Origin of the sequence: Microbacterium sp. KKR3/1 (genome assembly GCF_021272365.1) — a bacterium.
In the GTDB taxonomy this organism is placed as follows: domain Bacteria; phylum Actinomycetota; class Actinomycetes; order Actinomycetales; family Microbacteriaceae; genus Microbacterium; species Microbacterium aurugineum.
Genome location: NZ_JAJSDW010000001.1, coordinates 1,361,230 through 1,386,527 on the forward strand (window position 1 = coordinate 1,361,230; position 25,298 = coordinate 1,386,527).

The following is a 25,298-nucleotide window of genomic DNA, read 5'->3' on the forward strand; positions in this document are numbered from 1 at the left end:
TCGGATCTTCCGGAGTGCATCCAGAGAGGTGGATCATCCCCCATGCCTTCGCGCGCTGAGCGCAATCTCCTCATCGAGAGCAACCTCCCCCTGGTCGGATACCTCGCCGCCGAAACCCATTCCCGCGCCACCCACATCCCCCGTGACGAGCTGGCGGCCGTCGGCGCCCTCGCGCTCGTGACCGCGGCCGATGCATTCGATCCTGCCCTGGGCGTCCCCTTCGGCGCCTACGCGCGCCGTCGCATCCTCGGTGCCTTCGCCGACGAGATGCGCTCCATGGACTGGGCGTCGCGCGGCATCCGCAAGCGCATCAAAGAGACGGTCGCCGTCCGCGAGACGCTCACCGCCGGTCTCGGCCGGACCGCGACCCCGACCGAGGTCGCCACAGCCATGGGCGTCACGAAGGACGTCGTCGTCGAAGCACTCGGCGATGCCGCGCGGACTGTGACCACCCTGGACGATCCCGCGGCCCGTGACGTCGCCACCGAGATCCCCCTGCCCGAAGAATCCGCCCTCGTCGGCGAACGCCGCGACATCCTCGAGCAGGCCGTCGCCGCGCTCCCCGAACGTATGCGCCGGATCGTGCAGGCCGTGTACTTCGACGAGCGGCCCGTGAAGGAGATCGCCGAGGAACTGGGGGTGACCCATTCGGCGGTGTCGCAGCAGCGCTCGGAAGCCATCCGGCTCCTCCGCGACGCTCTGGATCGGTACTTCGCCGAGGGCTCGGCGCCGACGACGACCACGCGCGTGTCCGCCGGCGCCCGCGACGCCTACTTCTCGCGGATCGCCGATGCGAGCAGCCCGCGGATCGCGGACATCTTCCGCGAAGCCGCCCCCGCCTGACCCGCGCTTCTCATCGCCCGGCTAACGGGCACGCCACCTCCGCCGATAGGTGTGGGCGGGAGACCACGGATGGTCACCCGTACAACACCATTCACGGAGGAGAACCCTTATGGGTATGCAGATCAACACCAACGTGTCGGCGCTCAACGCCTACCGCAACCTGTCCAACACGCAGAACGACCTGTCGAAGTCGCTCGAGAAGCTGTCGAGCGGCCTGCGGATCAACCGCGCGGCGGACGACGCCGCGGGCCTGGCGATCTCCGAGGGTCTGCGTTCGCAGGTCAACGGCCTGAACGTCGCGGCACGCAACGCCCAGGACGGCATCTCGGTCATCCAGACCGCAGAAGGCGCCCTGACCGAAGTCCACTCGATCCTTCAGCGCGTTCGCGACCTGACCGCTCAGGGTGCGAACGACTCGAACAACGCGAAGTCGCGCGAAGCGATCCAGACCGAGATCGGCGCCCTGGGCGACGAGCTCACCCGGATCGCCGAGAGCACCAACTTCAACGGCATCAAGCTGCTCTCGGGCGGCACGACGCTGACGTTCCAGGTCGGTGCGGGCGCGGTCGCCGCCGAGGACCAGATCTCGGTCGCACTGACCGACTTCGCCAGCCTCGGCGCCGACATCAAGGGATACGCGGCCACGATGACGGACGCTGCCACCTACGGTGCCGCGCTGGCCGACATCGACACCGAGATCCAGGCGGTCTCGACCGCACGTGCCGGTTACGGTGCGCTGCAGAACCGCTTCGAGTCGACCATCAACAGCCTCAACGTGTCGGCGGAGAACCTCGCCGCCGCCGAGAGCCGGATCCGCGACACCGACATGGCGTCCGAGATGGTCAAGTTCACGTCGGCGAACATCCTGTCGCAGGCGGGCACGGCCATGCTGGCCCAGGCGAACCAGTCCAACCAGGGCGTTCTCCAGCTCCTGCGCTGACCCACGCCGTAGTGTCCGGGCGGCGGTTCCGCCCGTCGCCCGGACACCGTCCGCTCCCGATCCGCAAAGGCGATCATGTCCCTCTCGCTCGACGGTCTCGTCTCCGGCCTGAAGACCACGGAGGTCATCAAGGCGCTGATGGACGTGCACGCCATCCCGCGCTCGCTGCTCAAGGCGAAGATGGACGACAAGAACGGCATCGTCTCCCAGCTGCAGACCCTGAACACCGCGATCCAGAACCTCGCGACCGCAGCCGAGAAAGCCGCGGTCCCCGATGGACTCGCCCGCTTCACCACCACCTCCTCGTCGCCCTCGGTCACCGTCGCCACGCGCGCCGGCGCTGCTCCGCTCTCCGCCGACATCGTCGTGGACCAGGTCGCCACGAACCACACGATCGTCTCCGCCGCCACACAGGGCTGGCCGGTCGATCCCCCCGTGATCACGCTCGAGAACGCCAAGGGCGAGCGCGTGCAGGTCACGGCCGACTCCGCGTCGATGCAGGACGTCGCCCAGGCGATCAACGAAGCGGGCGCGGGTATCGTCGCCGCCGCCGTTCCCGCCGGGCGTGACGCCGACGGGAACGTGATGCACCGCCTGCAGCTGCGCGCCGCGGACTCGGGAGAGGCCGGACAGTTCCGCGCCTATCGCGGTGACATCGCCGCCGTCGAGAGCGGCACGGCATCCGACCTCTCGACCGAAGCAGGAGCCGCTGTCATCGCCACCGGCGCCGACGCCCGTCTGCGGCTCTGGGCGGGAACGAGCGCAGAGCAGGTGCTGACCTCGTCGAGCAACACGTTCACCGATCTGTTCGACGGTGTGGACGTGACGGTCACCGCACGTTCCGCCGATCCCGTCACGATCGGCGTCGCCGTCGACACCGAAGCACGGACGAAGGCGTCGGCGGACTTCATCGCCGCCGTCAAGGACATCCTGACCCGCATCGACAACGGCTCGAAGACGACCGTCGCCGCGAAGCCGGGAGACAAGACCACCCTCGGCGTCTTCACGGGCGACAGCACCGTGCGCGGGTTGCGCAACGCGCTCGCCGACGCCGTGCAGCACCCCGTCGACGGGGTCTCTCCCTCATCCATCGGCATCTCGACCGACATGTACGGCGTCCTGAGCTTCGACGAGGAGAAGTTCGCCGAGGCACTCGCGAAGGATCCGGATGCCGTGGCCGGCCTCTTCTCCGACGTCGCCGCGCGCGTGCAGGACACCGCGAAGATCTACTCGGACAAGTACGACGGGCTCCTCACCTCCCGCATCACGGGTCAGGAGAGCGAGGTCAAGGGCCTCGGCGAGCAGATGGAACGCTGGGACGTGCGGCTCGCGCAGCGCAAGGCCTCCCTGGAGCGCACGTACGCACGACTCGAAGTCATGCTGTCGCAGCTCCAGTCGCAGTCGACGTACCTCTCGTCGCAGATCGCCGCCCTCCCGGGCTCGAGTTCGAACGGGGGGAAGTGAGCATGAACGCCGCCCTGCGCGCACAACAGCGCTACCGCGAGGATGCCGTGCTGTCGGCACCCCCGGAGCGCCTGGTGACCATGCTCTACGACCGGCTGCTGCTGGACATCGAGCGTGGCGAGACCGCTCAGCGTGCCGAGGACTGGGCCGAGGCGAACGCGCAACTGCAGCACGCGCAGGCGATCGTCTCGGAGCTGTCCTCCTCGCTGACCGACGACTGGAACGGCAGTGCCGGACTGCGTTCGGTCTACGTCTTCCTCTCTCAGACGCTCATCGGGGCCAACATCGGCCGCGATCCCGAGCGCACCCGCGCCTGCCACGGCATCGTCGCCCCGCTGCGCGATGCCTGGCACGAGGCCGCCCGCACCGTGGCGGAGAGCCGGGCGTGAGCATGGACGAGTGGACCGCGCTGCTCGATCGGCTCGAGCACGACGCCGAACGGATCCTCGCCGCTGCCCCCGGCACCGCGGATGCGGCAGACCTGGCCCCCTGGACACCGCCCGCCGCTCCGCTTCCCCCCGCGCTCGCGGATCGCGCCAGACAGGTCGTCGAGCTGCAGCGCACGGCGATGGAACGAACCCGCACCGACCTCGACGGCCTCCGGCAGCACCTGGGCGCCGTGAGCCGCATCCCGGGCACCCGACGCCCCGAGGAGCCCGCCTACCTCGATGTGGACGGCTGAAACCGCTCCCTAACGCCGCGCACGAACCTGCCGATAGAGCAGGGAGAGCACGGATGGCTCGCATGACTCGGCCAGGGATCGGCCACACCAGCCACACACGGGGAGCCGGTTCGTGTTCGATTCTGTGACCATCACCGCACTGACGAGTGCGCTCGACGGCCTCGCGCTGCGTCAGCGGGCCATCGCGGACAACATCGCCAACATCAACACCCCGAACTATCACGCCAAGCGCGTGCAGTTCGAAGAGGCCCTCGCCCGCTCGGTCGATGCCGGCGACGGTCGGGTCGGCGCGACGGTCGGCACCTCGCTCGAACCGACCCGGCTGAACGGCAACAACGTCAACCTCGACACCGAGACCCTCTCCAGCGTCGACACGATGCTGCGCTACCAGTTCGCGACGCAGGCCGTGAACGGCTCGTTCTCTTCGATGCGCACGGCGATGAGGACCTCATGACCTTCGATGCGATCGGGATCGCGAGCACCGGACTGACCGTGCACCGCAAGTGGCTCGACGCCATCAGCGACAACATCGCGAACATCAACACGGCCACCTCGACCGACGGTGCAGCCTTCCGGGCACGGTACATCCTCGCCCAGCCGAGCGATCAGTCGCCCGGTGTGTACGTTGCGGGCACCGTGCAGGGCAGCGCCGTGGGACGGGTCGTCCATCAGCCCGACCACCCGCTCGCCGACGCGGACGGCTACGTCCGCTACCCGGACATCGACCTGGGTGATCAGATGAGCCAGCTCATCCTCGCCCAGCGCGGCTACCAGGCCAGCGCCGGCATCGTCGATCGTGCGCGCAACGCCTACGAAGCAGCCCTCCAGATCGGACGCAACTGATGGACCCGCTCGCCGGCATCGAGGGCATCTCCTCGGGTTTCACGCTCACGCCACCCGTCGCCCCCACGAAGGGCACCGACGACACCGCCTTCGCGAACAGCGTCACCGGGGCGATCGACGAGCTGCGATCACTGCAGTCGGAGTCCGATGCCCTCAAGGTCGCCGCGGTCACCGGTGACCTCGACGACATCCACGCCGCGATGATCGCCTCCTCCCGCGCCTCGGTGACGCTCGAGCTGGTCGCCGCCGTGCGCAACAAGGGCGTCGACGCGTTCAATGAGATCATGCGGATGCAAGCCTGATGCCCCAGGCCGTCACCACCGTGTTCCAGCGGATCGGACGCGTGATCGCGGGCTTCTCGCTCGCGCAGCGCACGATCGCGATCATCGGCGTCGCCGTGCTCGCCCTCGGTATCGTCGCGCTCTCCAGCTGGCTCACCCGCCCCACGTACACCCCGCTCTTCTCCGGCATGAGCGCCTCCGACGCGAACGCCGTGGTCGAGCAGCTGCGGTCGTCGTCGGTGCCCTACGAGCTGGCGGACGGCGGCGCGACCGTGCTCGTCCCCGAGAAGGACGTCTACGACCAGCGGCTCGCCGCAGCGTCCGCCGGCCTTCCCGGCGCGAGCTCGGGCGGCTACTCGCTGCTCGACGACATGGGGGTGACGACCTCCGAGTTCCAGCAGTCCGTGACCTACAAGCGTGCGATCGAGGGCGAGCTCGCGGCCACGATCTCGTCGATCGAGGGAGTGACGGCGGCCTCGGTGCAGCTGGCCATCCCGGAGGAGAGCGTCTTCGTCTCGGAGACCGTCGACGCCACGGCCTCGGTGTTCGTGGAGACATCCGGCAACGCGACGCTGACCCCGAAGCAGGTCGAGGCCATCGTGCATCTCACCTCCGCGGCCGTCAGCGGGATGAAGCCCGAGAACGTCGCCGTGGTGGACCAGAGCGGACAGACGCTCTCGGCCGCGGGAGTCGGGACCACCGGCGGCGTGGACCAGCAGGCCAGCGACTACGAGGCTCGGGTCACGGCGAACGTCCAGCAGATGCTCGACACCGTGGTCGGGCCCGGCAACGCCAAAGTCACCGTGGTCGCCGAGATCGATCACTCCGTCAACGAGCGCGTCGAAGAGACCTACACCCCGGCCGAGGGCGCTCCGCCGCTCACCGAGCAGACCAGGACCGACAGGCAGGACGGATCGAGCTCGAACGCGGGAGTGCTCGGCCCCGACAACATCGCCGTGCCGTCCACGGACGGCGACGGCACCTCCGAGTCCACGGAGACCTCGAAGACCAACGCGGTCAACAAGAGCACGCAGAGCACCTCCACGCCCGCCGGCTCGCTGCTTCGCCAGTCGGTCTCCGTCGCGGTCGATGCGGGAGCAGGCGGTGACCTGAGCACCGCACAGCTGAGCGACCTCGTCGAGACCGCCGCCGGGATCGACACCGAGCGCGGCGACTCGATCGCGGTCGAACTCGTCTCGTTCAACCAGACCAGTTCCGAAGCAGCGCAGGCCGCGCTGCAGGCCGCCAAGGACACGGAGGCCGCCGAGCGCCAGGCGGTCCTGCTGAACACGCTGATCATCGCCGCCGCGATCGCCCTGCCGCTGCTGCTCGCCGTCATCGCCGCTCTGGTGCGCATGCGCCGCCGCGCGAACTCGGCGACCGAATTCGCGCAGCTCTTCGGCGACCGCCCGGCGCCGCTGTCGGCCATCGGCGCCGGCGCCACGACGGCAGCGATCGACCAGGCTGCCACGACCCCGCTCGCCTTCCTCGAGACGACCCCCGACCCCGAGCCCGAGCCTGATCCGGAACCCGCGCAGGTCAGCCTCGAGCGTCGTCGCGCCGAGATCGACTCCCTCACCCGGCAGGACCCGAAGCGCACGGCCGAGCTGCTGCGCACCCTCATCGACGACAGGCAGCACGTATGAGCGGGCTGACCGATCGGCAGACCGCGGCCGTCGTCCTGATGAACCTCGATCGTGCACAGGCGATCGAGGTCATGAAGCACCTCTCGGAGTCGGAGGCGGAGGCCGTCGCCGCCGAGATCATCGGCCTCCAGGACCTGGATGCCGCCACCACCGCGCAGGCGCTGGGCCAGTTCCACCGCATCGCGAGCGGGCACCTCCCTCCCGCGCGCGGAGGTCGGGACATCGCCGCCGGGCTTCTCGAGGCCTCGTTCGGCGCAGAACGCGCGGCAGCCGTCCTCGGCAGGGTCGGTTCGACGGCAATGAACTCGTCGTTCGACTTCCTGGGCTCCGCCGACCCCGCCCAGCTGGCGACGCTGCTCGACGGAGAGCTCCCGCAGACCGTGGCTCTCGTGCTCGCGCACCTGCCCACCGAACGCGCCGCCGCCGTACTGGCTGCTCTCCCCGACCCGACCCGCACCGACGTCGCACACGCCATCGCCACCATGGGGACCGCGTCCCAGGAGGCGATCGCGATCGTGGCCGATGCGCTGAAGACCCGCACCGGGACCTTCGCGAGCCGCGATGCGCCCGAGACCCTCGGCGGCGTCGAGCCGTTGGTCGAGATCATTGCCCGCTCCGGAGCGACCGTCGAGAAGGCTCTGCTGGCGAGCATCGAAGATCGGGACAGCGCGCTCGCGGAGGACATCCGTTCACGCATGTTCACCTTCGCCGACATCGTCAAGCTCGACGATCGAGACACGCAGCGCGTGCTGCGCGGCATGGACATCCGCTCCCTCGCACTCGCTCTGAAGGGTGCCAATCAAGGGATCGCGGACCTCATCCGTCGCAACGTCTCCGAGCGCAACCGCGAGAACCTCGACGAGGAGGCGCGGACACTCGGCCCCGTGCGGATGTCGCAGGTCGAGGAGGCCCGGGCCGAGATCGTGCGCACCATCCGCGCGCTCGAAGCCGCCGGCGACATCACGGTGCAGCGCACCGACGAGGACGAATATGTCTACTGACGCCTTCTCTCCCGTGCTGTTCCCGCGTCTCGACCGACGCGAGGACGGCTCGGAGCATGCGCGGGCGCGGCTGCGCGGCTACGCCGACGGTCACGCGGAGGGATATCGCGCCGGGCTCGCGGAGGCCGCCTCCGCCCAGCGCGTCGCAGATGCGGAACGCGCCGCCCGCGAGCAGGCATCCGCCCGCCGCGTCGAGGACGCCGTCTCCGCACTCCACGCAGCGGCGCGCTCCTTCGGCGAGCGGGAGCGGGAGCTGACCGCCGCCGCACAGGACCACGTGCTGCGCTGCGCGATCGAGCTCGCGGAGCTCATCCTGCTCGGCGAACTCTCGGATGCCGGTGCCTCCGCCGCCGCCGCGGCACGTCGTGCCCTCGAGGTCGGCGAGCCCGACGAGATCCGCGAAGTACGCCTGCACCCCGACGACCTCCGCACGCTGGAAGGCACGGAAGGCATGATCGCCGGCCTCCTGCTGATCGCCGATGACACGCTCGACCGCGGAGACGCCGTCGCGATCCTGGACCACGGCCGCATCGATGCCCGGGTCGGGAGCGCGCTCGAACGTGCTCGTCGCGCACTCGCCGAGGCCGGATCATGACGGCCTGGGAGGCGGTGCGCGAGGCCGTGCGGCCCGAACGCGTCGGGGTCGTCTCGCAGGTGCGCGGACTGAGCGTGCAGGTGCGCGGCCTCGACGGCGCGGTCGGCGACGTGGTGACCCTCGGCGGGATGGACGCCGAGGTGGTCGCGGTCGGCGAGGGCGGGTTGCGGTGCATGCCGTTGGGCGCCGTCAGCGGGCTCACGGTGGGGGCACCGGTGCGCGGTCGCGGCGGACCCCTGCGCGTGCCGACCGGAACGCCCCTGCTCGGACGTGTCCTGGACGGGCTTGGCCGTCCCATCGACGGGAAGGGGCCGCTGCACGGCGCCACCGAGGTGAGCCTGGATCATGCTCCGCCGTCGATCATGGGCCGCGATCGGATCGACTCCCCGCTTCCGCTCGGGGTGCGGGCGCTCGACACCCTCGTCAGCGTCGGCCGAGGGCAGCGCGTCGGGCTCTTCGCGGGCTCCGGTGTGGGCAAGTCCTCGCTACTGTCGATGATCGCGCGCGGCACCGACGCCGAGGTGACGGTGATCGCCCTGGTCGGTGAGCGCGGTCGCGAGGTGCGCGAGTTCATCGAAGACGATCTGGGTCCCGAAGGCCTCGCCCGCTCGGTGGTCGTCGTCTCCACCTCCGACCAACCGGCCATGGCGCGCATCCGTGCCGCCTACACGGCGACGAGGATCGCCGAAGCCTTCCGCGACGACGGCGCGCACGCGATCCTCATGATGGACTCCCTCACCCGCGTCGCGATGGCGCAACGCGAGATCGGTCTCTCCGCGGGCGAGCCCCCCGCCACCCGCGGGTATCCACCGTCGACCTTCTCGCTCCTCGCGGGCCTCCTCGAACGCGCGGGCACCGATCGCGGTGGTTCGATCACCGGCATCTACACCGTGCTCGTGGACGGCGACGACCACAACGAACCGATCGCGGACACCGTGCGATCGATCCTCGACGGTCATGTCGTGCTGGATCGGGCCCTCGCGTTGTCCGGACACCATCCGGCGATCGACGTGCTCGGCTCGGTCTCCCGTGTGGCGGGCAAGATCACTGCCGCCGGACAACGGTCGGACGCGGCGACCCTGCGTGCCGTGCTCGCCGCGCGTCGACGGGCGAACGACCTGATCGACATCGGTGCCTACCAGGCGGGAGCGGACGCGCGCATCGACGCCGCGATCGCCCATGAGCGGGCGATCTCCGCCTTCCTCACCCAGTCCCTCGATGAGACGAGCGGGATCGACGAGTCCTGGCGTCGACTCGAGGAGCTCGTCTCGACGTTCGGAGCTGTCGCATGAGCCGGTCCTTCTCCTTGGCGGGTCTGCTGCGCGTGCGCGAGATCCAGGAGAGAGCGGCTGCGCAGCGGCTCTCCCGGGCGGTTATCGACGCACAGCACACCGAAGCCCGCGACCGGTCGCTGCGTGCGCACCTGGCGGGGAGCGGGAACGAGGCCGTCGACGTCCGCTCCCTCGCGGCCCTCGCTGCGGCGCGTGTGGCAGGCCGGACGCTGCTCGCCGATCTGACGACGCTCTCGGAGCTGCAGGAGCAGACGGTGTCACAGGCCCGCGCGGAGCATGCCGAGGCACGGAGAGCGATGCGCGGACTCGATCGCCTCGCCGAAGCGCATGCCGAGAAGACGCGGACCGCCGAGCTGCACGCCGAGCAGGCCGAGCTGGACGAGATCGGCGTACGGACCACGACGGAGGGGCAGTCATGACAGCTCTCGGCATCATCGACGTCCTCGATCCGCGTGCCGCGCGGCCCAGCGGCGGCACGGCACCCGCCCGCACCGCGACGGCAGGTGCCGCCGCGTTCGCCGACGTGATCCACGATGCCTCACGCGCGGAGCGCGCGCAGGATCTTCCGGTGGACGCCGCAGCGGAGGGCGCCCCGGAGCACGAAGCCTCTCCGGAGAACACGCTCTCCGATCCTCCACCGACCGCGTCGCTCCACGGCGCTGTCGTCGTTCCCGATACGGTCGGGCTCGTCCCGTCTGCTCCACCCGCCCCCGCCGACGGACCGGAGGCGGCATCGGCCGTGGCCGACGGCACCCTGGCGGCGGCCACCGAAACTTCTGCGCTCGCGAGCACGCCCGTTCCGCTCGGTCAGAGCAGCCAGGACGCCGCCGCCGCGGGAACGCTCGTCGCGGCGCAGGTCGTCGGGGCCGTGCGCGAATCGACCGCCCCGGCCGTCGCATCGTCGTCACGGGTCTCGGCGGCGGCTGTGCCCCTCGGCGCACCGGCTCCAGCCGTCGTCGATTCCTCGGGAGCCACAGACACCACCGCAGGCGTCTCGGCTGCCGCTTCCCCGCGCACGGGGGTCGAGGGAGGCGCGTCTGCGTCCGTGGCGACGCCCCCGGTGCCGACTTCCCCGCCCGCTACGAAACTCGTGTCGGGCGCAGACGCCAAGGCGGCTTCCCCTCTCTCTGCTGCGGAGGAGCCGATGCCAGATGCCCCGCGCGTGTCGCCCTCACCGGCGCCTCCGGTATCGACCACCCCAGCGCCCGTCTCCACGCCCTCGGCCGGTGAAGCGGTCGTGCCGGCACTCACGGGGTCCCCGTCGATCCCGCCCCCGCTCGCCCCCACGACCCCGGCCGCGGCTGCAGCGATCGCCCGACCCGTCCTGCTCCCCCAGCTCGCCGCACCGGTGGTCTCGCTCACGCAAGCCGCAGACGGCGATCACAGCCTCACCCTCACGGTGTCCCCGGAGAACCTCGGTCCCGTGACCGTGCGGGCGCACATCTCCGGAGGCGCCATCCACATCGAGCTGCATGCGCCGAACGATCTCGGGCGCGAGGCTCTGCGCGTGATCCTTGCCGACCTCCGCCGGGACCTGGCCGCTGCCGCCCCGCACGCGACACTGATGCTCTCGACCGCGGACGACGGACCCGGCCCCCTGCACCCGCAGAGCGCACCGAACGGAGGCGCTCTGAACGGGGGCACCTCGAACGGCAACGCGGCGAGCGCGGGCGGCGGTCATTCCCGTGGCGATGCTCCCGCCGACCGGGAAGCCGCCGAGGCTCGCGCGACTCCGGAGCCGCCCACCTCCCTGGCCGACCTACCCGGCCCTCTCCCCCTCCGCTCGCCGCACGGCGGCATCGACGTCTTCGCCTGATCCGAGAGGAATCCCATGACCGACCCGATTTCCGGCACCCTCCCCCCTTCCGGGGTGCACACGGGGAGCACCACACCCCCGGCGGAGCGCAAGAAGACGCTCGACTCCGAGGTCTTCCTGAAGCTGCTGGTGACGCAGCTGACCAACCAGGACCCGAGTTCCCCCATGAACACCAACGAGATGATCTCGCAGACCACCCAGCTGGCCTCGATGGAGCAGCTCACCGCACTCTCCGCGACGTCGACCGAGAACTTCGCGCTCAGCATGCGCCAGACGGCCGCCGCGCTGATCGGCCACGAGGCGCAGTACGTCGACGAGGAGGGTGTCACGCAGAAGGGCATCGTCACGTCGGTGTCGTACGCGGGCCCCGTCCCGCTCGTGACCATCGGCGAAGCGTCCATCCCGCTCGATGCCGTCTCCGGCGTCTCCCTCGTCCCCCGCCCCCAGTCCTGACCAGCCCCGCACATCCCAGAAAGGCATCATCATGCTCCGCTCCCTCTTCGCCGGAATCTCGGGTCTGCGCTCGCACCAGACCATGCTCGACGTCACGGGCAACAACATCGCCAACGTCAACACGACCGGGTTCAAGGCCTCGGCCGTGCAGTTCCAGGATTCGCTCTCGCAGCTCGTCCGCAACTCGATGATGCCGCAGCAGGCCTCCGGCGGTCAGAACCCCGCGCAGGTCGGCCTCGGCGTGCAGGTCGCGGGAATCAGCACGAACTTCGCCTCCGGCGCCCCGCAGCCCACCGGAGTGCCGACCAACCTCATGATCGCGGGCGATGGCTTCTTCGTCGTGCGCTCCGGGGGCGAGACCCTGTACACCCGCAACGGCGGGTTCTCGTTCGACGCGAGCGGCAAGCTGGTCTCTGCCGACGGCGCGCTCGTGCAGGGATGGACGGCTCAGAACGGCGCGATCGTCCCCGGCCAGGGCATCGGCGACATCCGGCTCCCCGTCGGAGCCCTGAGCCCCGCCACCGCCACCACCACCGCCCGCGTCACTGGCAATCTGCCCTCCGGTGCCGCTGTCGGCGAGCAGCTGGTGCGCGACATCAAGACCTACGACGCCGAGGGCGCGGCCACGTCGCTGCGTCTCACCTTCACCCGCACCGCCACGGGCTGGGACGTCACCGAGCCCGGCGGTGCGACCACCGCCCTCGCATTCACCGACGGCGCGCAGACGGCCGCGTCCTCCATCGTCTCCGGCGGCGTCACGGTCGACCTCTCGGCGGTCACCGGCTTCGCGGACGTCAGCGATGTCGCGATCAAGGAGCAGAACGGCAAGCCGGCCGGCACGCTGAGCTCGTACGCGCTCCTGAACGACGGCAGCCTCGTCGGTACCTTCAGCAACGGAGACACCGAGGTGCTCGCTCGTGTCGCGCTGGCCGGCTTCGTCAACCCGGGCGGACTCGAGAAGGCCGGATCGTCGCAGTTCCGCCCCAGTGGCAACTCCGGGGAGCCGATGCTGGGAGAGGCCGGAACCGAGGGCCTGGGCGGCATCATCAGCGGTGCACTCGAGATGTCGAACGTCGACCTGTCGCAGGAATTCACCAACCTGATCGTCGCTCAGCGCGGTTTCCAGGCGAACGCCCGCATCATCACCACCAGCGATGAGGTGCTGCAGGAGCTCACCAACCTCAAGCGCTGAGCGGCGGCCAACCGCGGCGGCCCGTGACATCGCGGGTCGCCGCCCTGCCATACTGTGCGGATGGATGCTGTGAATGAGTGGCTGCTGACCTGGGGCGACAACCTGTGGACGTGGCTCGTCCTGCCGATCGTGGTCCTCCTCGGCCTGTACTTCACGGTGCGCTCCGGCGTCGTGCAGTTCCGGTTGATCCCGGAGATGTTCCGCACCCTGAAGGACCGGACGCCACGGACCGAGACCGGCGAGCCGCAATCGGTCTCCGCGTTCCAGGCCTTCACCATCTCCGCGGCCTCCCGAGTGGGAGTCGGCAACATCGCCGGAGTGGGAACCGCGATCGCGATCGGTGGTCCCGGCGCGATCTTCTGGATGTGGCTGATGGCCTTCATCGGCGGCGCATCCGCATTCATCGAGTCGTCCCTGGCGCAGCTGTACAAGACGCGCGACAAGGACGGATTCCTGGGCGGGCCCGCGTACTACATGCAGCGCGGACTCGGTGCCCGATGGATGGGCGTGCTGTTCGCCGTCATCCTCATCATCTGCTTCCCCATCGCCTTCAGCTCCTTGCAGGCGAACACCATCAAGGCGACCATCTCGGGGAGCTTCGGCGACGACTCCGCCGCCTGGCTTCCCGTCGTCATCGGCGCGGCACTCGCCCTGCTCATGGGTCTGGTCATCTTCGGTGGCGTGCGCCGGATCGCATCGGTCACCCAGACGCTCGTGCCGGTCATGGCGCTGCTGTACCTGCTGCTCGGACTAGTGATCGTGGCGATGCACATCGAGCGACTCCCCGAGGTCTTCTCCCTGATCTTCACCCAGGCCTTCGGGCCGAACGAGATCGTCGGAGCCGCCCTCGCCTACATCATCCTGACCGGCGTCAAGCGCGGGATGTTCTCCAACGAGGCCGGCCTCGGCTCGGCGCCGAACGCCGGCGCGAGTGCCGCCGTGACGCACCCCGTCAAGCAGGGCCTCGTGCAGACGCTGGGCGTCTACTTCGACACCTTCCTCGTGTGCTCGATCACCGCGTTCATCATCCTCGTGTCGGTCCCCGACCTCGCGAACGCGGAGCGCGGCATCGACTTGACGCAAGGGGCGATCGTCGGCGCCCTCGGGAGCTGGTCGAACATCCTGCTGATCGTGATCATCTTCCTGCTCGCGTTCAGTTCGATCCTCGGCAACTACTACTACGGACAGACCAACATCGAGTTCATCACCTCGAACCCCGGTGTGCTGCTCGGCTACCGTCTCTTCGCGATCGCCGCGGTGTTCGCCGGTGCGCTGGTCTCGGCCGACGTCGTCTGGAACTTCGCCGACGGCGCGATGGGCTTCATGGCGATCGTGAACCTCGTCGCGATCGCTCTGCTCTCCGGCGTCGCCTTCAAGCTCCTCAAGGACTACACGCAGCAACGACGAGAGGGACTGGATCCCGTCTTCACCCAGGCGCGACTGCCCGGAGTGCGCGGGATCGAGGTCTGGGAGAACGAGCTCTCGGTGACGGGTCCGATCGACCTGCCCCGGGCCCGTCGGCGCTGAGGGGCGGAGGAGGCACGCAGGAGTAGTCTGCTTCTTCGTGGCTTCACACTTCTCCGCTCGTGCGTGGCTCGCGCAGAGCCTTCAGCTTGCGCCCGCCCGGGCCATCGCGCTCGGGTTCGGGACGACGATCATCGTCGGAACCGCGCTGTTGATGTTGCCGCTCTCGTCTGCGGCCGGAACGTGGACCGGGCTGGTCGAGGCGCTTTTCACCTCGACGTCAGCGGTGTGCGTGACCGGCTTGATCGTCGTCGACACGGCCGTGTACTGGAGTCCTTTCGGGAAGATCGTGATCCTGGTGCTCATCCAGTTGGGCGGTCTCGGGATCATGCTCTTCGCGGCACTCGTGGGTCTGGCCCTGGCCCGCAGGTTCACGGTGCGCTCACGCATGTTCGCGAGCACGGAGACGAAGTCCGTCGGCGCGGGAGACATGAAGCGCGTCGCCACCGGCATCCTTGCCACCACGGTCGCGATCGAGGCGGCCGTGGCACTGCTGCTCTTCCTGCGCTTCACCACGGGGTATGGATACGACCCCGTGCGCGCAACATGGCATGCGATCTTCCACGCGGTCTCGTCCTTCAACAACGCCGGCTTCGCGCTGTACACGGACAGCCTGATGGGTTTCGTCCAGGACCCCTGGATCTGCCTCCCGATCTGCGTCGCGATAATCCTGGGCGGGCTCGGGTTTCCGGTTCTCCGCCAGCTGCGCAGAGAGTTCCGTCGCCCGTTGCACTGGACGATGAACACGAGGATCGTGCTGGCGGTGACGGCCGTCCTGCTCGCCGGTGGCACGGTGTATGTGCTGGTCATCGAGTGGAGCAACGCGGGCACCCTCGGAGATCTGCCGCCGGGATCGCGCGTCCTCGCGGCATTCTTCCACGCGGTGCAATCCCGGACGGCGGGATTCAACTCCGTGGACGTATCGCAGATGCACGATGAGACCTGGTTGGGGACCGACGTGCTGATGTTCATCGGAGGCGGCCCGGCCGGAACCGCCGGCGGCATCAAGGTGACCACATTCGCTGTGCTCTTCTTCATCATGTGGACCGAGCTCCGCGGCGGAGCTGCCGTGAACGTGTTCGGCAAACGACTCTCGCGGGCGGTGCATCGTGAAGCGATCACTGTCGTGATCGTGGCGCTGGGTGCGATCATGGCAGCGGTCATCGCGATTCTCGCAATGACCGATCTGGACCTCGATCAAGTGCTCTTCGAGGTGGTTTCGGCGTTCGGCACCGTTGGTCTCTCCACCGGGATCACAGCGGATCTACCGCCCACAGGGCACATCATCCTCGTCCTTCTGATGTTCCTCGGTCGGCTCGGACCGCTCACCCTCGGCTCCGCGCTCGCGCTGAGGGAGCGGCGGGCCTCCTACGAACTCCCCAAGGAGCGGCCCGCGATCGGCTGACTCCGTGCCATCATCGGGCATCGCCCCCTCTTCGAAAGGACCCCACGTGCCCAAGTTTCTCTCGTTCGGCCAGGATGCGAGGCGAATCGCAGAGGCGGATTCCGTTGCGGTGATCGGTCTCGGCCGGTTCGGCACTTCCCTCGCACTCGAGTTGATGGCTTCAGGGACAGAAGTGCTCGGTATCGACGCCGACGAAGACACCGTTCAAGCATTGAACGGTCAGCTCACCCAGGTCGTCCGTGCCGACTCGACGCGCCTCGACGTTCTCAAGCAACTTGCGATCGGCGAGTTCGACCGCGTCGTCGTGTCCATCGGATCCGACATCACCTCATCGATTCTCACCGCCTCCCTTCTGCTGCAGCTCAAAGTGCCGGTCATCTGGGCGAAGGCCGTCGACGAACGACACGGTGCCGTGCTCGAACAGCTCGGCGTGCACAAGGTGGTCTACCCGGAGAAGGACATGGGACGACGTGTGGCACACCTCGTCCGCGGCGCGGCTGCCGACTATCTCGAAATCGAGAAAGGGTACGCGATCGTGAAGACCGTGGCACCTCGCTATCTCCACGGCATCACGTTGGCGGAAGGGGCGGTGCGCGCGACCCATGGTGTCACCATCGCCGCGCATCGGTCGGCGTCGGGAGGCTGGCGAAACACGCAGGCCGACACCGTCCTCAGCGAAGGAGACACGGTGCTCGTCGTGGGCCCGACGGACAAGGTCGAGAGGTTCGCACAACTGCGCTGAACATGCGACCCCGTAGGGCGACAAGCGGGGAGCGTGCTCAGAGACCTCGACGTGCGACTCGGGGGTCAGGCGGCGCCGAGGTTCCCGCTCAGACGGCGACGGAACGCTGCTGCGGTGTCATTGAGCCCCTGGATGGTGGCCGTCTTCCCGAGACGCTCGTACTTCGTGGCCACCGCGTCGAGCGCAGCCACCGTCGAGGCGTCCCAGATGTGTGAGCGCGTCATGTCGATGACCACGTGCTCGGGGTCGTCCGCGTACTCGAACTGAGTAGTGAGGTCATTGCTCGAGGCGAAGAACAGCTCACCGACGACCTCGTAGTGCGCGATGTCCCCCGACTCCGACGGGGCGACGGTACGGGTGACCGTGACGAAGTGCGCAACCCGCCGGGCGAACATGATCATCGCCGTGAGCACTCCGAGGACGACACCGATCGCGAGGTTGTGGGTCCAGACGGTCGCGGCGACGGTGATCACCATGACCGCGGTCTCGCTCTTCGGCATGCGGCGCAGCGTCGACGGGCGGATGCTGTGCCAGTCGAAGGTCGAGATCGAGACGAGGATCATCACGGCGACGAGGGCCGCCATCGGGATCACCGCCACCACGTCGCCGAGTGCGAGCACGAGGATGAGCAGGAAGACACCGGCGAGGAACGTCGAGATGCGCGTGCGCGCACCGGACGCCTTCACATTGATCATGGTCTGGCCGATCATGGCGCATCCACCCATCCCGCCGAAGGCTCCGGAGAGCACGTTCGCGACGCCCAGGCCCCAGGCTTCACGGGTCTTGCGCGAGTGGGTGTCCGTGATGTCGTCGACCAGCTTGGCGGTCATGAGCGTCTCGAGCAGGCCGACCGCCGCCATGGCGAGAGCGAACGGGCCGATGATCCCGAGCGTCTCAAGGGTGAAGGGGACGTTCGGGATGAACAGCTCGGGCAGGCTCTGGGGAAGCTCGCCCTGATCGCCCACGTTCGGCACAGTCCACCCGAAGACGACGACGGCGCCCGTGAGCAGCACGATCGTGACCAGCGGGGCTGGCACGACCTTGGTGATGCGCGGCATGAGGAACAGGATGGCGAGGCCCACGGCGACGAGGGGATAGACCAGCCACGGCACGTCCCAGAGCTGGGGCAGCTGCGCGGTGAAGATCAGGATCGCCAGCGCGTTCACGAAACCCACCATCACCGAGCGGGGGATGAATCGCATGAGCTTGGCGACACCGAGCAGGGCGAGGCCGATCTGGATGACGCCGCCGAGGAGCACGGTGGCGATGAAGTAGTCCATCCCGTACTCCCGCGCGACCGGCGCGATCACCAGGGCGACGGCCCCCGTGGCCGCCGTGATCATCGCGGGGCGTCCGCCGAGGAACGAGATCGCGACGGCCATCACGAACGAGGAGAAGAGGCCGACCCGGGGGTCGACCCCGGCGATGATCGAGAAGGCGATCGCCTCGGGGATCAGCGCGAGGGCCACGACGAGCCCGGCGAGGACCTCACGGGTGAGCAGACGCGGGTTCCGCAGCGCCTGCATGACGGTGGGTTCGATGCGGTAGCGAGACGGGCGTTCCGGGGCGGGGACGACAGCAGTCATGTGCTCTCCTGGAGGGGCTTGCGAAGGAGCGGAGGGCGCGCACGGACCGTGCGCATGCGCCACGGAGCTCGGCACGGAAGAATGGGGTATGCGCAGAAATGCGCGCACGCAGACTCTAACGTAACGTGAGGTTTGCTGTCGAGTCAGGGAAAGGACGCCGATCCGTGGAGCACGAAGAGACGATGCGCATCGGCGAGGTCGCCGACCAGACGTCGTTGTCCTTCCGCACCCTCCGTCACTACGAGGATGTCGGGCTGGTGATCCCGACCGGCCGCACGGACGGCGGCTTCCGGCTCTACACCCCGAAAGACGTCGGCCGCCTCATGATCGTCCGACGGATGAAGCCGCTCGGCTACACGCTGGATGAGATGCGCGCGGTCCTGGACGTGGTCGATGCCCTCGCCGACGAGCCGGACAGCGAAGATCTCCAGGAGCGGCTCAGCGCGCTTCGACAGGAAGCGACAGCCCGGCGCGAACGCCTCGCGAACCAGGTGGGGATGGCGGACGAATTCCTCGCCCAGCTCGCGCAGTTCTCGGCGACCGAAAGCCCGCCGCGCCCCGCTAGATGACGTCGCGCGTGCAGGTGTCGCGGATGCTCTCGCCGCGCAGGTCCTCCCAGGGGATGGCGGCGTACCCGACGATCCCTCTGCCGGTGCTCGCGAGCTCGTCGACGCGCTGCGCGAGCAGCCCGCGACGATCGATCCCTGACAGGTCGATGACGACGACGTCGACGTAGCGCCCCCGCGTTCGTTCGAGCTCGCTGTGCAGCCGCCGTGCGATGCCCCGAGCGGTGAAGCGCAGTGATCGACGCCTCGCGTCGGGGCCGCGATAGGTGAGAACGAGGTGCCTCAGGTCTCCGTAGGAGCCACTGGCCGCGAGCGCCTCGGCCGCCCCCGCACGCAGCAGGCGTCCCGCCTCGCGACGGCGTTCGACGCCGGTCAGGTCGATTGACCACACGAGACAGCGCGCGTCGGTCACCTCGGGCGCGGCGGACGGCGAGGGATGGGCGTCTGCGATGTCGCCCCTGTACGCGATCGTGGTGTGCATCAGGTCTTCCGGTCGTCGAAGAGTGGTGCCGACCAGGCTTCCCGGCTCTCCCGCCCGACCTGCGGGCTTGCACGGAAGTCTAAGCCGGATGCACCGGACGCCTCATCGCGCTCAGGCGTGTCGGCGACTACCCGAGGATCGGACGGTCGGTGGGATAGGTGAAGCGCTCGGTGCGCTGTCGCACGGCGAGGGCGGCGGCGAGACCGATGGGGCCCACTCGTCCCGCGAGCATGAGTGCGGACAGGACGAACTTGCCGAAGGGGTCGAGGTCGGCGGACAGTCCGACTGAAAGCCCACAGGTCGCGAAAGCGGAGATGACCTCGAACAGGATGTGGTCGAGCGGCGCCTTGTTCGTGAGAGTGAGGAGCACCGTCCCCGCGAGGACGAGGGACGCCCCGAGGAAGGTGACGGAGATCGCGACACGGAGAACGCTCTCGGGGAGTCGTCTTTCGAAGATCGCGATGTCCTTGGTGCCTCGGGCCTCGGCGACGATGGCGAGGAACAGCACGGCGAGCGTGGTGACCTTGATACCCCCGGCGGTCGAGATCGAACCGCCGCCGACGAACATGAGGGCGTCCGTGAGAAGGAGGGTCGTCGAGGTCGACTGCTCCGTGTCGACGATCGCGAACCCCCCGGAGCGCATCATCGTCGACGCGAACAGCGCATGGAGGATCCGATCGAGCGGATTCAGGGTGCCGATGGTCGCGGAGTTGTTCCACTCGCTCGCCCCCCAGCTGACCGCGCCGACCAGGAACAGCACGAGGGTCGTCGTGACGGTCAGCTTGGTGTGCAGCGACCACCGTCCGCGCCCCCACAGATGAGCGATGACGGCGAGGTACACCGGGAATCCCAGGCTGCCCGCGATCACGCCGACCATGAGCACCCCCATGATCCAGACATTGTGGCTGTAGACCGCGAGACCGCCTGGATCGAGGACGAACCCGGCGTTGTTGAAGGCCGAGATGCTGTAGAACAGGGCGTGCCACGGGCCTCGCACCCAGCCGTCCTCGACGATGAACGCCGGCAGCAACAGCGCGCAGAGCGCACCCTCGATGATGAACGTGGTCAGCACGACGATCTTGAGGAGCCGCTTGACGTCGCCCAGGGGCGTAGCCCCCATCACGCGCTGGGCGAAGACGCGTCCGCCGAGCCCCAGCCTGCGCGTGACGGCCTGGGTGAGCAGCAGCGCGACGGTCACGATGCCGAGCCCGCCGGTCTGGATGGCGAGCAGGATCACGATGTGCCCGAACAGCGACCAGGACGTCCCGGTGTCGACGGAGGTCAGCCCCGTCACGGTCACGGCGGACGACGCGGTGAACGTCGCATCCTCCCACGGCGCAGCGACACCGTCCGCCGCGGCGAACGGCAGGCGCAACAGCGCGGTGAAGAGCACTGCCGCGAGCACGAACACTGCGATCGACGCACGGGCCGGCGAACGACGGGGGAAGTCGGCGATCCAGCGGATCGGCGCCCACAATCGCGCGGTCCGGACGTTGGGCTGACTGGTGGTCACCACAGGCTCCTTGTCGGGTCGCCGAGCCGACTCCCGGCACACCGACCATTCACAGTACAGCAGCGGTCGGACGCGGAATCGGGTGGCGACACGGGGCTGCACGCCCCGGGAAGGCTCCTGGGCGCGCACGTCGGCTTCCACCGTTCGGGTAAGCTGGGAGGCGGAGTGTCGGGAAGCCTGGTCGACGAACACACGCTCATCGACCCGAAAGCTCTCGCATGGTCAAGCCCTCCCCGCGACTCGCCAAAGTCCGCGCCGTCTTCCCCTCCTCCTCCCGCGACGAGTCCCGCCGCATCGGCGAGATCCTGCGCAAGGAGACCGTCGGCGGCATCCTCCTCGTGTCGCTCGCCGCGATCGCGCTGCTCTGGGCGAACTCGCCCTGGGCGGAGTCGTACTTCGCGCTGCGCGACTTCGAGATCGGATACGAGCCCTGGCATCTGCGTCTGAGTCTCGGCGCCTGGGCCGCGGACGGTCTGCTCGCGATCTTCTTCTTCCTCGTCGGTCTCGAGCTCAAGCGCGAGTTCGTAGCCGGCGATCTGCGCAGGTTCAGCACCGCTGTGGTTCCGATCGTCGCTGCAGTGGGCGGCGTGATCGTGCCCGCGGTGATCTACCTCGCCGTGGTGGCAGGCTCGCCGGAAGCCGCACACGGGTGGGCGATCCCGACGGCGACCGACATCGCGTTCGCCGTCGCCGTGCTCGCCATCATCGGATCCCACCTGCCGAGCGCGCTGCGGATCTTCCTGCTCACCCTCGCGGTGGTCGACGACCTGATCGCGATCGGCATCATCGCGCTGTTCTACACCGAGACGATCGAGGTCCTCCCCCTCGTGCTCGCCCTCGTCGTGATCGCGGTCTACGGCGTGATCGCCCAGCGGTATCGCGACTTCTTCCACCTGCGTCCCACTGCGGCCTGGCTCATCCTCCTGCCGATCGGCCTGGTCGCCTGGGCACTGGTCCACGCGTCCGGCGTCCACGCGACGATCGCGGGCGTGCTGCTCGGCTTCACCATCCCGGTACTCCACAAGAAGGCCGACCGAGGACCCGACTCGGGTCCTGGTCTCGCCGAGGTGTTCGAGCACCGCTTCCGTCCGTTGTCCGCAGGGTTCGCGGTACCGGTGTTCGCGTTCTTCTCCGCCGGCGTCGCGATCGGTGGAGGCGAGGGCTTCGTCTCGGCCTTCACGGACCCCGTCGTCGTCGGGATCGTCGTGGCCCTCGTGGTCGGAAAGCCCCTCGGCATCACGGCGGCCACCTGGATCATCACCAGGATCCGGCGCATCAACCTCGACCCCTCCTTGAGGTGGATGGACATCGTCGGTGTCGGCCTTCTCGCCGGGATCGGGTTCACGGTCTCCCTCCTGGTCGCGGAGCTGAGCTTCGCCGCCGGCAGCGAGCACCACGACCACGCCAAGGTCGCCATCCTCACGGCATCCGTCGTCGCGGCCCTCGCCGCCTCGGTGCTCCTCGGCATCCGCAACCGCCGGTACCGCCGACTCGACGCTGCGGACGCTGAGTCCTGAGCCTCGGACGCCGTGGCGTCACCGCGCCTCGGCCGTCTGCCACCACCACCAGGTCGCGGCGGCCGAGGCTGCTCCGATCGGCAGCGCGAGGAGCAATTGGAGCGGTGTGACCGCTTCGGCGAGACTCGCGCCGCCCAACCCGGACCACATGCCGGGAGCGGCATACGGGAACCACGCCCCGGCGCCCAGCGCCACCACCACCTGAGTGATCACGACCAGCGCGAGCAGCGCGGAGATCGCGGGGAGATACCCCCGGGCGGCGCTGGCGACCAGTGCCAGCGGCAGCGTGAGCACGACGGTGAGCGCTCCGACGACGGCGATCCGCCCCGCCCCGGCCGTGGCGTCCGCGTCGGGGATACCGAGTCCGATCAGCGCGCCGGCCGCGAGGGTGAGCGTCGCGGCGACACCCGATACGAAGATGCCCCACACCATCGTGATGAGCATCTTGGCGGAGGCGAGGGCGCCGAGAGACGTCGGAGCGGCGAAGAGCGCCCCGAACGTGCGGTCGGTGAACTCCCGTCCGAACACCCAGGCGACGACGACGCCGACCGCGAGCAGGGCGCCCACCGACATGATCTGCGCCGAGAAACCGGTGATACCCGTCCACCCCACATCGGTGAGGAGTGCCGCAGCCTTGATCGCGAGCGCGCTGTCCGAGTCGGAACGCACCACGACGAGGAAACCCGCACTCATCGCGGGAACGAGGAGCGTGATGAGGACGGTCGCGATCCGTACCGTCGTCGCCCTGCGGAACTTGATCCATTCCACGGCGAGCGCAGCCCTCATCCTGCTCCTCCCCCGTCGACACCGTCATGGACGGTGACCATGTCGAAGAACTGCCGTTCGATGTCTATTCCCTGTGGCGGGAGGGTTCCGATGAGCGACCCGCGGTGCATCACGCTGATGGTGTCGGCGATGCGGGCCATCTCGTCGAGGTGATGGCTCGAGATCAGGATCGCGGCACCGCTCGCCGCGGCCTGCTGCAGCATCCTGCGAACGACGTGCACCCCTGCGGGGTCGAGACCGTTGGCCGGCTCATCGAGGATCAGCAGCCGGGGTCGATGTGCCAGCGCGCCGGCCAGCCCCAGGCGCTGCCTGTTCCCGAGCGACAGGGAGTGCGTTCGCCGATGCGCCCACTGACCGAGTTCGAGCTGATCGATCATGGCCTGCGCGGCCTTCGGAGCATCCGCACGCGACACCCCGTGCAGTCGGGCCGCAGCGACGATCGTCTCCGTGACCGTGAGTTCCGCGTAGGTGAAGGGCGTCTCGATCATGTGGCCGACGTGACGCCATTCCGGTCGCGGCAGCCTCTCCACCGGGACCAGGTCGTCCTCGCACCGGATACTCACCCGTCCGGCATCGAGGCGGATCATGTCCAGCATCGAGCGCATGAGCGTGGTCTTTCCCGCCCCGTTCAAGCCGACGAGCGCGTGGATGCTGCCGCCGTGCACGTCGAGGCTCACCCCGCGCAGCGCGACCTCGTCTCCGTACCGCTTGTGCACCTGCCGGGCGGCGATCATCACCGGCAGCGCTCTCGTCGCGGTCACGGCTTCGCCCCGGTGGCGAGCAGGCCGAGCGCATCGACGATCGTCGGGCCGAGGGGTGCATCGGACGCTTCCGACCCCCACTCCAGAAGCGCCGCCATCACCGCCCCCAGACAGGCGCCCGCGGCGACGACCGCCTCGCGCCTCGGCGTCCCCTGAGCGGTCAGGGCCTCGACGATGAGGGATTCCGTCTGCTGCGTGTTCTGCCAGGCCCTGGCACGTAGCCGCGGGTGACCCGCGATGATCGTCACTCGGGTGCGCGTCTCCTCCGGGGTCGCCGCCGGCACGGAATCCCACGCGCGCAACAGGCCCCTTCGCACCCGCTCCACGGAGGGCAGGTCGGCGGGTTGTGCCGCCACCGCCTCCGCGATGAACGGATCATAGGGATCGTCGAGGATCGCGTCCTCCTTCGTCGGGAAGTGCCGGAAGAAGGTCATGTGCGACACCCCGACATCGCGGGCGATCTGCTCGACCGTGACGTCGTCGAAACCGTGCTCGGAGAACAATCGCAGGGCAGACGCCCGCAGGCGTTCGGCGGTGGCGGAGGTGCGGGCCATGCCAGTGATGTTAGTCACTAACATCACTGGCATGCAACCACCTCTTGCGCGTGACTGAACAACCGTTTAGCATCCTGACTATGCGTTCAGCAGCCGAGGATCTCACGACACGCGCCCGCATTCGCGACGCCGCGATATCGCGGTTCGGCCAGCAGGGTTTCGCGAGCACGAGCGTGCGACAGATCGCGCAGGATGCCGGCGTGAGCCCGGCGCTCATCCTCCACCACTTCGGCAGCAAAGAGGGGCTGAGGGAAGTGTGCGACGCCCACGTCGTGAACGAGTTCGTCGCCGAGCGCGACGGCATGACCGGCGCTGACGCCTCCCGGCTGATGCGCCAGGCCCTGGACTCGCTGGAGGAGCGCAACGCCGGCCTGGACTACCTCGCTCGGATGCTCGTCGACGACTCCGGCGCGTCCGACCGGCTCTTCGACACGTTCCTCTCCAGCACCAGGGAGATGCTGCGCGAGCAGATCGCCGAGGGGACGATGCGCCCACAATCCGACCTCGAAGCGACCGCCGTGTACATGACGCTCTACGGCCTCGGCCCCGTCATCCTGCGACGCCAACTCGCCCGCGCCTTCGGTGAGACCACGCTGACGACCTCCCTGCTGGAACGCTCGACCATCCCCGTCCTGGAGCTGTACACGCACGGCCTCTACGCCGACGACCGGCTGCTCGTCGCCGCCAAGGAAGCACTGTCCAGACGCAGCGGCCCTCGGTCCGACAAAGGAGAGAACGACCCGAATCAGGATCCGGATCCGCCGCGCTGACGCGAAGCCCGAACCCGATTCCTCTCCACCCATCCGAAAGGAGCA

The 25,298-nt window shown here is 68.9% G+C and carries 28 protein-coding genes; 22 read left to right on the forward strand and 6 right to left on the reverse strand.

The genetic code is table 11. The annotated features are described in order from the left end of the window. Nucleotides 1–42: 42 nt before the first annotated feature. From LVJ59_RS06480 to LVJ59_RS06570, 19 genes are all read left to right on the forward strand, one after another. Complete coding sequence (locus LVJ59_RS06480; RefSeq protein ID WP_131492577.1) at nt 43–843, forward strand: sigma-70 family RNA polymerase sigma factor; 801 nt, start codon at nt 43–45, stop codon at nt 841–843. 109 nt (nt 844–952) lie between these two features. Then, on the forward strand, nt 953–1,783 hold the full coding sequence (locus LVJ59_RS06485) for a flagellin (protein WP_047524151.1): 831 nt from the start codon (nt 953–955) through the stop codon (nt 1,781–1,783). Nucleotides 1,784–1,858: 75 nt separating this feature from the next. Beyond that, nucleotides 1,859–3,247 carry a flagellar filament capping protein FliD gene (gene fliD, locus LVJ59_RS06490; protein ID WP_232762419.1) on the forward strand — a complete coding sequence of 463 codons (1,389 nt, stop codon included), beginning with the start codon at nt 1,859–1,861 and terminating at the stop codon, nt 3,245–3,247. Nucleotides 3,248–3,249: 2 nt separating this feature from the next. Continuing rightward, the gene (gene fliS, locus LVJ59_RS06495) at nt 3,250–3,636 is read left to right on the forward strand and encodes a flagellar export chaperone FliS (RefSeq protein WP_047524149.1); all 387 of its coding nucleotides are present in this window, start codon (nt 3,250–3,252) and stop codon (nt 3,634–3,636) included. 2 nt (nt 3,637–3,638) lie between these two features. Continuing rightward, on the forward strand, nt 3,639–3,929 hold the full coding sequence (locus tag LVJ59_RS06500) for a hypothetical protein (RefSeq protein WP_231555080.1): 291 nt from the start codon (nt 3,639–3,641) through the stop codon (nt 3,927–3,929). Between the two features lie 112 nt (nt 3,930–4,041). Then, nucleotides 4,042–4,383, forward strand: a complete 342-nt coding sequence (gene flgB / locus LVJ59_RS06505) for a flagellar basal body rod protein FlgB (RefSeq protein ID WP_047524147.1) — start codon at nt 4,042–4,044, stop codon at nt 4,381–4,383. Continuing rightward, nucleotides 4,380–4,772 (forward strand): flagellar basal body rod protein FlgC, encoded by a 393-nt coding sequence (locus LVJ59_RS06510; protein WP_047524146.1) that lies wholly within the window; start codon nt 4,380–4,382, stop codon nt 4,770–4,772. The genes flgB and LVJ59_RS06510 overlap by 4 nt, the downstream gene beginning before the upstream one ends. Continuing rightward, the gene (gene fliE / locus LVJ59_RS06515) at nt 4,772–5,074 is read left to right on the forward strand and encodes a flagellar hook-basal body complex protein FliE (RefSeq protein ID WP_047524145.1); all 303 of its coding nucleotides are present in this window, start codon (nt 4,772–4,774) and stop codon (nt 5,072–5,074) included. The genes LVJ59_RS06510 and fliE overlap by 1 nt, the downstream gene beginning before the upstream one ends. Further along, complete coding sequence (gene fliF / locus LVJ59_RS06520) at nt 5,074–6,699, forward strand: flagellar basal-body MS-ring/collar protein FliF (RefSeq protein WP_232762420.1); 1,626 nt, start codon at nt 5,074–5,076, stop codon at nt 6,697–6,699. The genes fliE and fliF overlap by 1 nt, the downstream gene beginning before the upstream one ends. Then, the gene (fliG, locus tag LVJ59_RS06525) at nt 6,696–7,700 is read left to right on the forward strand and encodes a flagellar motor switch protein FliG (RefSeq protein ID WP_134353140.1); all 1,005 of its coding nucleotides are present in this window, start codon (nt 6,696–6,698) and stop codon (nt 7,698–7,700) included. Before fliF ends, fliG begins: the two co-directional genes overlap by 4 nt. Next, nucleotides 7,690–8,295: a FliH/SctL family protein gene (locus LVJ59_RS06530; protein WP_232762421.1), complete on the forward strand. Its 606-nt coding sequence runs from the start codon at nt 7,690–7,692 to the stop codon at nt 8,293–8,295. The genes fliG and LVJ59_RS06530 overlap by 11 nt, the downstream gene beginning before the upstream one ends. Then, entirely contained in the window at nt 8,292–9,587 is a 1,296-nt protein-coding gene (locus LVJ59_RS06535; RefSeq protein WP_232762422.1) for a FliI/YscN family ATPase, read from the forward strand. The genes LVJ59_RS06530 and LVJ59_RS06535 overlap by 4 nt, the downstream gene beginning before the upstream one ends. Further along, complete coding sequence (locus tag LVJ59_RS06540; RefSeq protein ID WP_131492584.1) at nt 9,584–10,006, forward strand: hypothetical protein; 423 nt, start codon at nt 9,584–9,586, stop codon at nt 10,004–10,006. The genes LVJ59_RS06535 and LVJ59_RS06540 overlap by 4 nt, the downstream gene beginning before the upstream one ends. After that, complete coding sequence (locus LVJ59_RS06545; protein ID WP_232762423.1) at nt 10,003–11,403, forward strand: flagellar hook-length control protein FliK; 1,401 nt, start codon at nt 10,003–10,005, stop codon at nt 11,401–11,403. Before LVJ59_RS06540 ends, LVJ59_RS06545 begins: the two co-directional genes overlap by 4 nt. A gap of 15 nt (nt 11,404–11,418) precedes the next feature. Then, nucleotides 11,419–11,856 carry a flagellar hook assembly protein FlgD gene (locus LVJ59_RS06550; RefSeq protein WP_131491851.1) on the forward strand — a complete coding sequence of 146 codons (438 nt, stop codon included), beginning with the start codon at nt 11,419–11,421 and terminating at the stop codon, nt 11,854–11,856. A gap of 31 nt (nt 11,857–11,887) precedes the next feature. Continuing rightward, nucleotides 11,888–13,048: a flagellar hook protein FlgE gene (locus LVJ59_RS06555; RefSeq protein WP_232762424.1), complete on the forward strand. Its 1,161-nt coding sequence runs from the start codon at nt 11,888–11,890 to the stop codon at nt 13,046–13,048. 60 nt (nt 13,049–13,108) lie between these two features. Then, nucleotides 13,109–14,575 (forward strand): sodium:alanine symporter family protein, encoded by a 1,467-nt coding sequence (locus LVJ59_RS06560; RefSeq protein WP_232762425.1) that lies wholly within the window; start codon nt 13,109–13,111, stop codon nt 14,573–14,575. Between the two features lie 37 nt (nt 14,576–14,612). Next, nucleotides 14,613–15,977, forward strand: a complete 1,365-nt coding sequence (locus LVJ59_RS06565; protein ID WP_232762426.1) for a TrkH family potassium uptake protein — start codon at nt 14,613–14,615, stop codon at nt 15,975–15,977. Between the two features lie 46 nt (nt 15,978–16,023). After that, on the forward strand, nt 16,024–16,719 hold the full coding sequence (locus LVJ59_RS06570) for a TrkA family potassium uptake protein (protein WP_197055688.1): 696 nt from the start codon (nt 16,024–16,026) through the stop codon (nt 16,717–16,719). A gap of 65 nt (nt 16,720–16,784) precedes the next feature. On the opposite strand, the gene LVJ59_RS06575 is transcribed toward LVJ59_RS06570, so the two are convergent. After that, complete coding sequence (locus tag LVJ59_RS06575) at nt 16,785–18,305, reverse strand: SulP family inorganic anion transporter (protein WP_232762427.1); 1,521 nt, start codon at nt 18,303–18,305, stop codon at nt 16,785–16,787. A 164-nt stretch (nt 18,306–18,469) separates the two neighbouring features. Between LVJ59_RS06575 and LVJ59_RS06580 the strand changes: the two genes are divergently transcribed. Then, complete coding sequence (locus LVJ59_RS06580; RefSeq protein ID WP_374199041.1) at nt 18,470–18,874, forward strand: MerR family transcriptional regulator; 405 nt, start codon at nt 18,470–18,472, stop codon at nt 18,872–18,874. On the opposite strand, the gene LVJ59_RS06585 is transcribed toward LVJ59_RS06580, so the two are convergent. Together LVJ59_RS06585 and LVJ59_RS06590 are read right to left on the reverse strand one after the other, a co-directional pair. Then, nucleotides 18,867–19,352 carry a hypothetical protein gene (locus LVJ59_RS06585; protein WP_232762428.1) on the reverse strand — a complete coding sequence of 162 codons (486 nt, stop codon included), beginning with the start codon at nt 19,350–19,352 and terminating at the stop codon, nt 18,867–18,869. The two genes, LVJ59_RS06580 and LVJ59_RS06585, sit on opposite strands and share 8 nt — an antisense overlap. Before the next feature lie 127 nt (nt 19,353–19,479). After that, complete coding sequence (locus LVJ59_RS06590) at nt 19,480–20,865, reverse strand: TrkH family potassium uptake protein (RefSeq protein WP_232762429.1); 1,386 nt, start codon at nt 20,863–20,865, stop codon at nt 19,480–19,482. Nucleotides 20,866–21,083: 218 nt separating this feature from the next. Between LVJ59_RS06590 and nhaA the strand changes: the two genes are divergently transcribed. Then, nucleotides 21,084–22,382: a Na+/H+ antiporter NhaA gene (gene nhaA, locus LVJ59_RS06595; protein WP_131491846.1), complete on the forward strand. Its 1,299-nt coding sequence runs from the start codon at nt 21,084–21,086 to the stop codon at nt 22,380–22,382. Nucleotides 22,383–22,400: 18 nt separating this feature from the next. Here nhaA and LVJ59_RS06600 read toward each other — a convergent pair whose 3' ends face one another. The 3 genes from LVJ59_RS06600 to LVJ59_RS06610 are packed head-to-tail and all read right to left on the reverse strand — an operon-like array spanning nt 22,401 to nt 24,483. Then, a complete protein-coding gene (locus LVJ59_RS06600; RefSeq protein ID WP_232762430.1) occupies nt 22,401–23,168 on the reverse strand; it encodes an ABC transporter permease in 768 nt (255 codons plus the stop codon). Beyond that, entirely contained in the window at nt 23,165–23,929 is a 765-nt protein-coding gene (locus LVJ59_RS06605) for an ABC transporter ATP-binding protein (protein ID WP_232762431.1), read from the reverse strand. The genes LVJ59_RS06600 and LVJ59_RS06605 overlap by 4 nt, the downstream gene beginning before the upstream one ends. Beyond that, a complete protein-coding gene (locus LVJ59_RS06610; RefSeq protein ID WP_166804704.1) occupies nt 23,926–24,483 on the reverse strand; it encodes a TetR family transcriptional regulator in 558 nt (185 codons plus the stop codon). The genes LVJ59_RS06605 and LVJ59_RS06610 overlap by 4 nt, the downstream gene beginning before the upstream one ends. Before the next feature lie 80 nt (nt 24,484–24,563). On the opposite strand from LVJ59_RS06610, the gene LVJ59_RS06615 reads away from it, so the two are divergent. Beyond that, nucleotides 24,564–25,253 (forward strand): TetR family transcriptional regulator, encoded by a 690-nt coding sequence (locus tag LVJ59_RS06615; RefSeq protein ID WP_232762432.1) that lies wholly within the window; start codon nt 24,564–24,566, stop codon nt 25,251–25,253. Nucleotides 25,254–25,298: the final 45 nt, after the last annotated feature.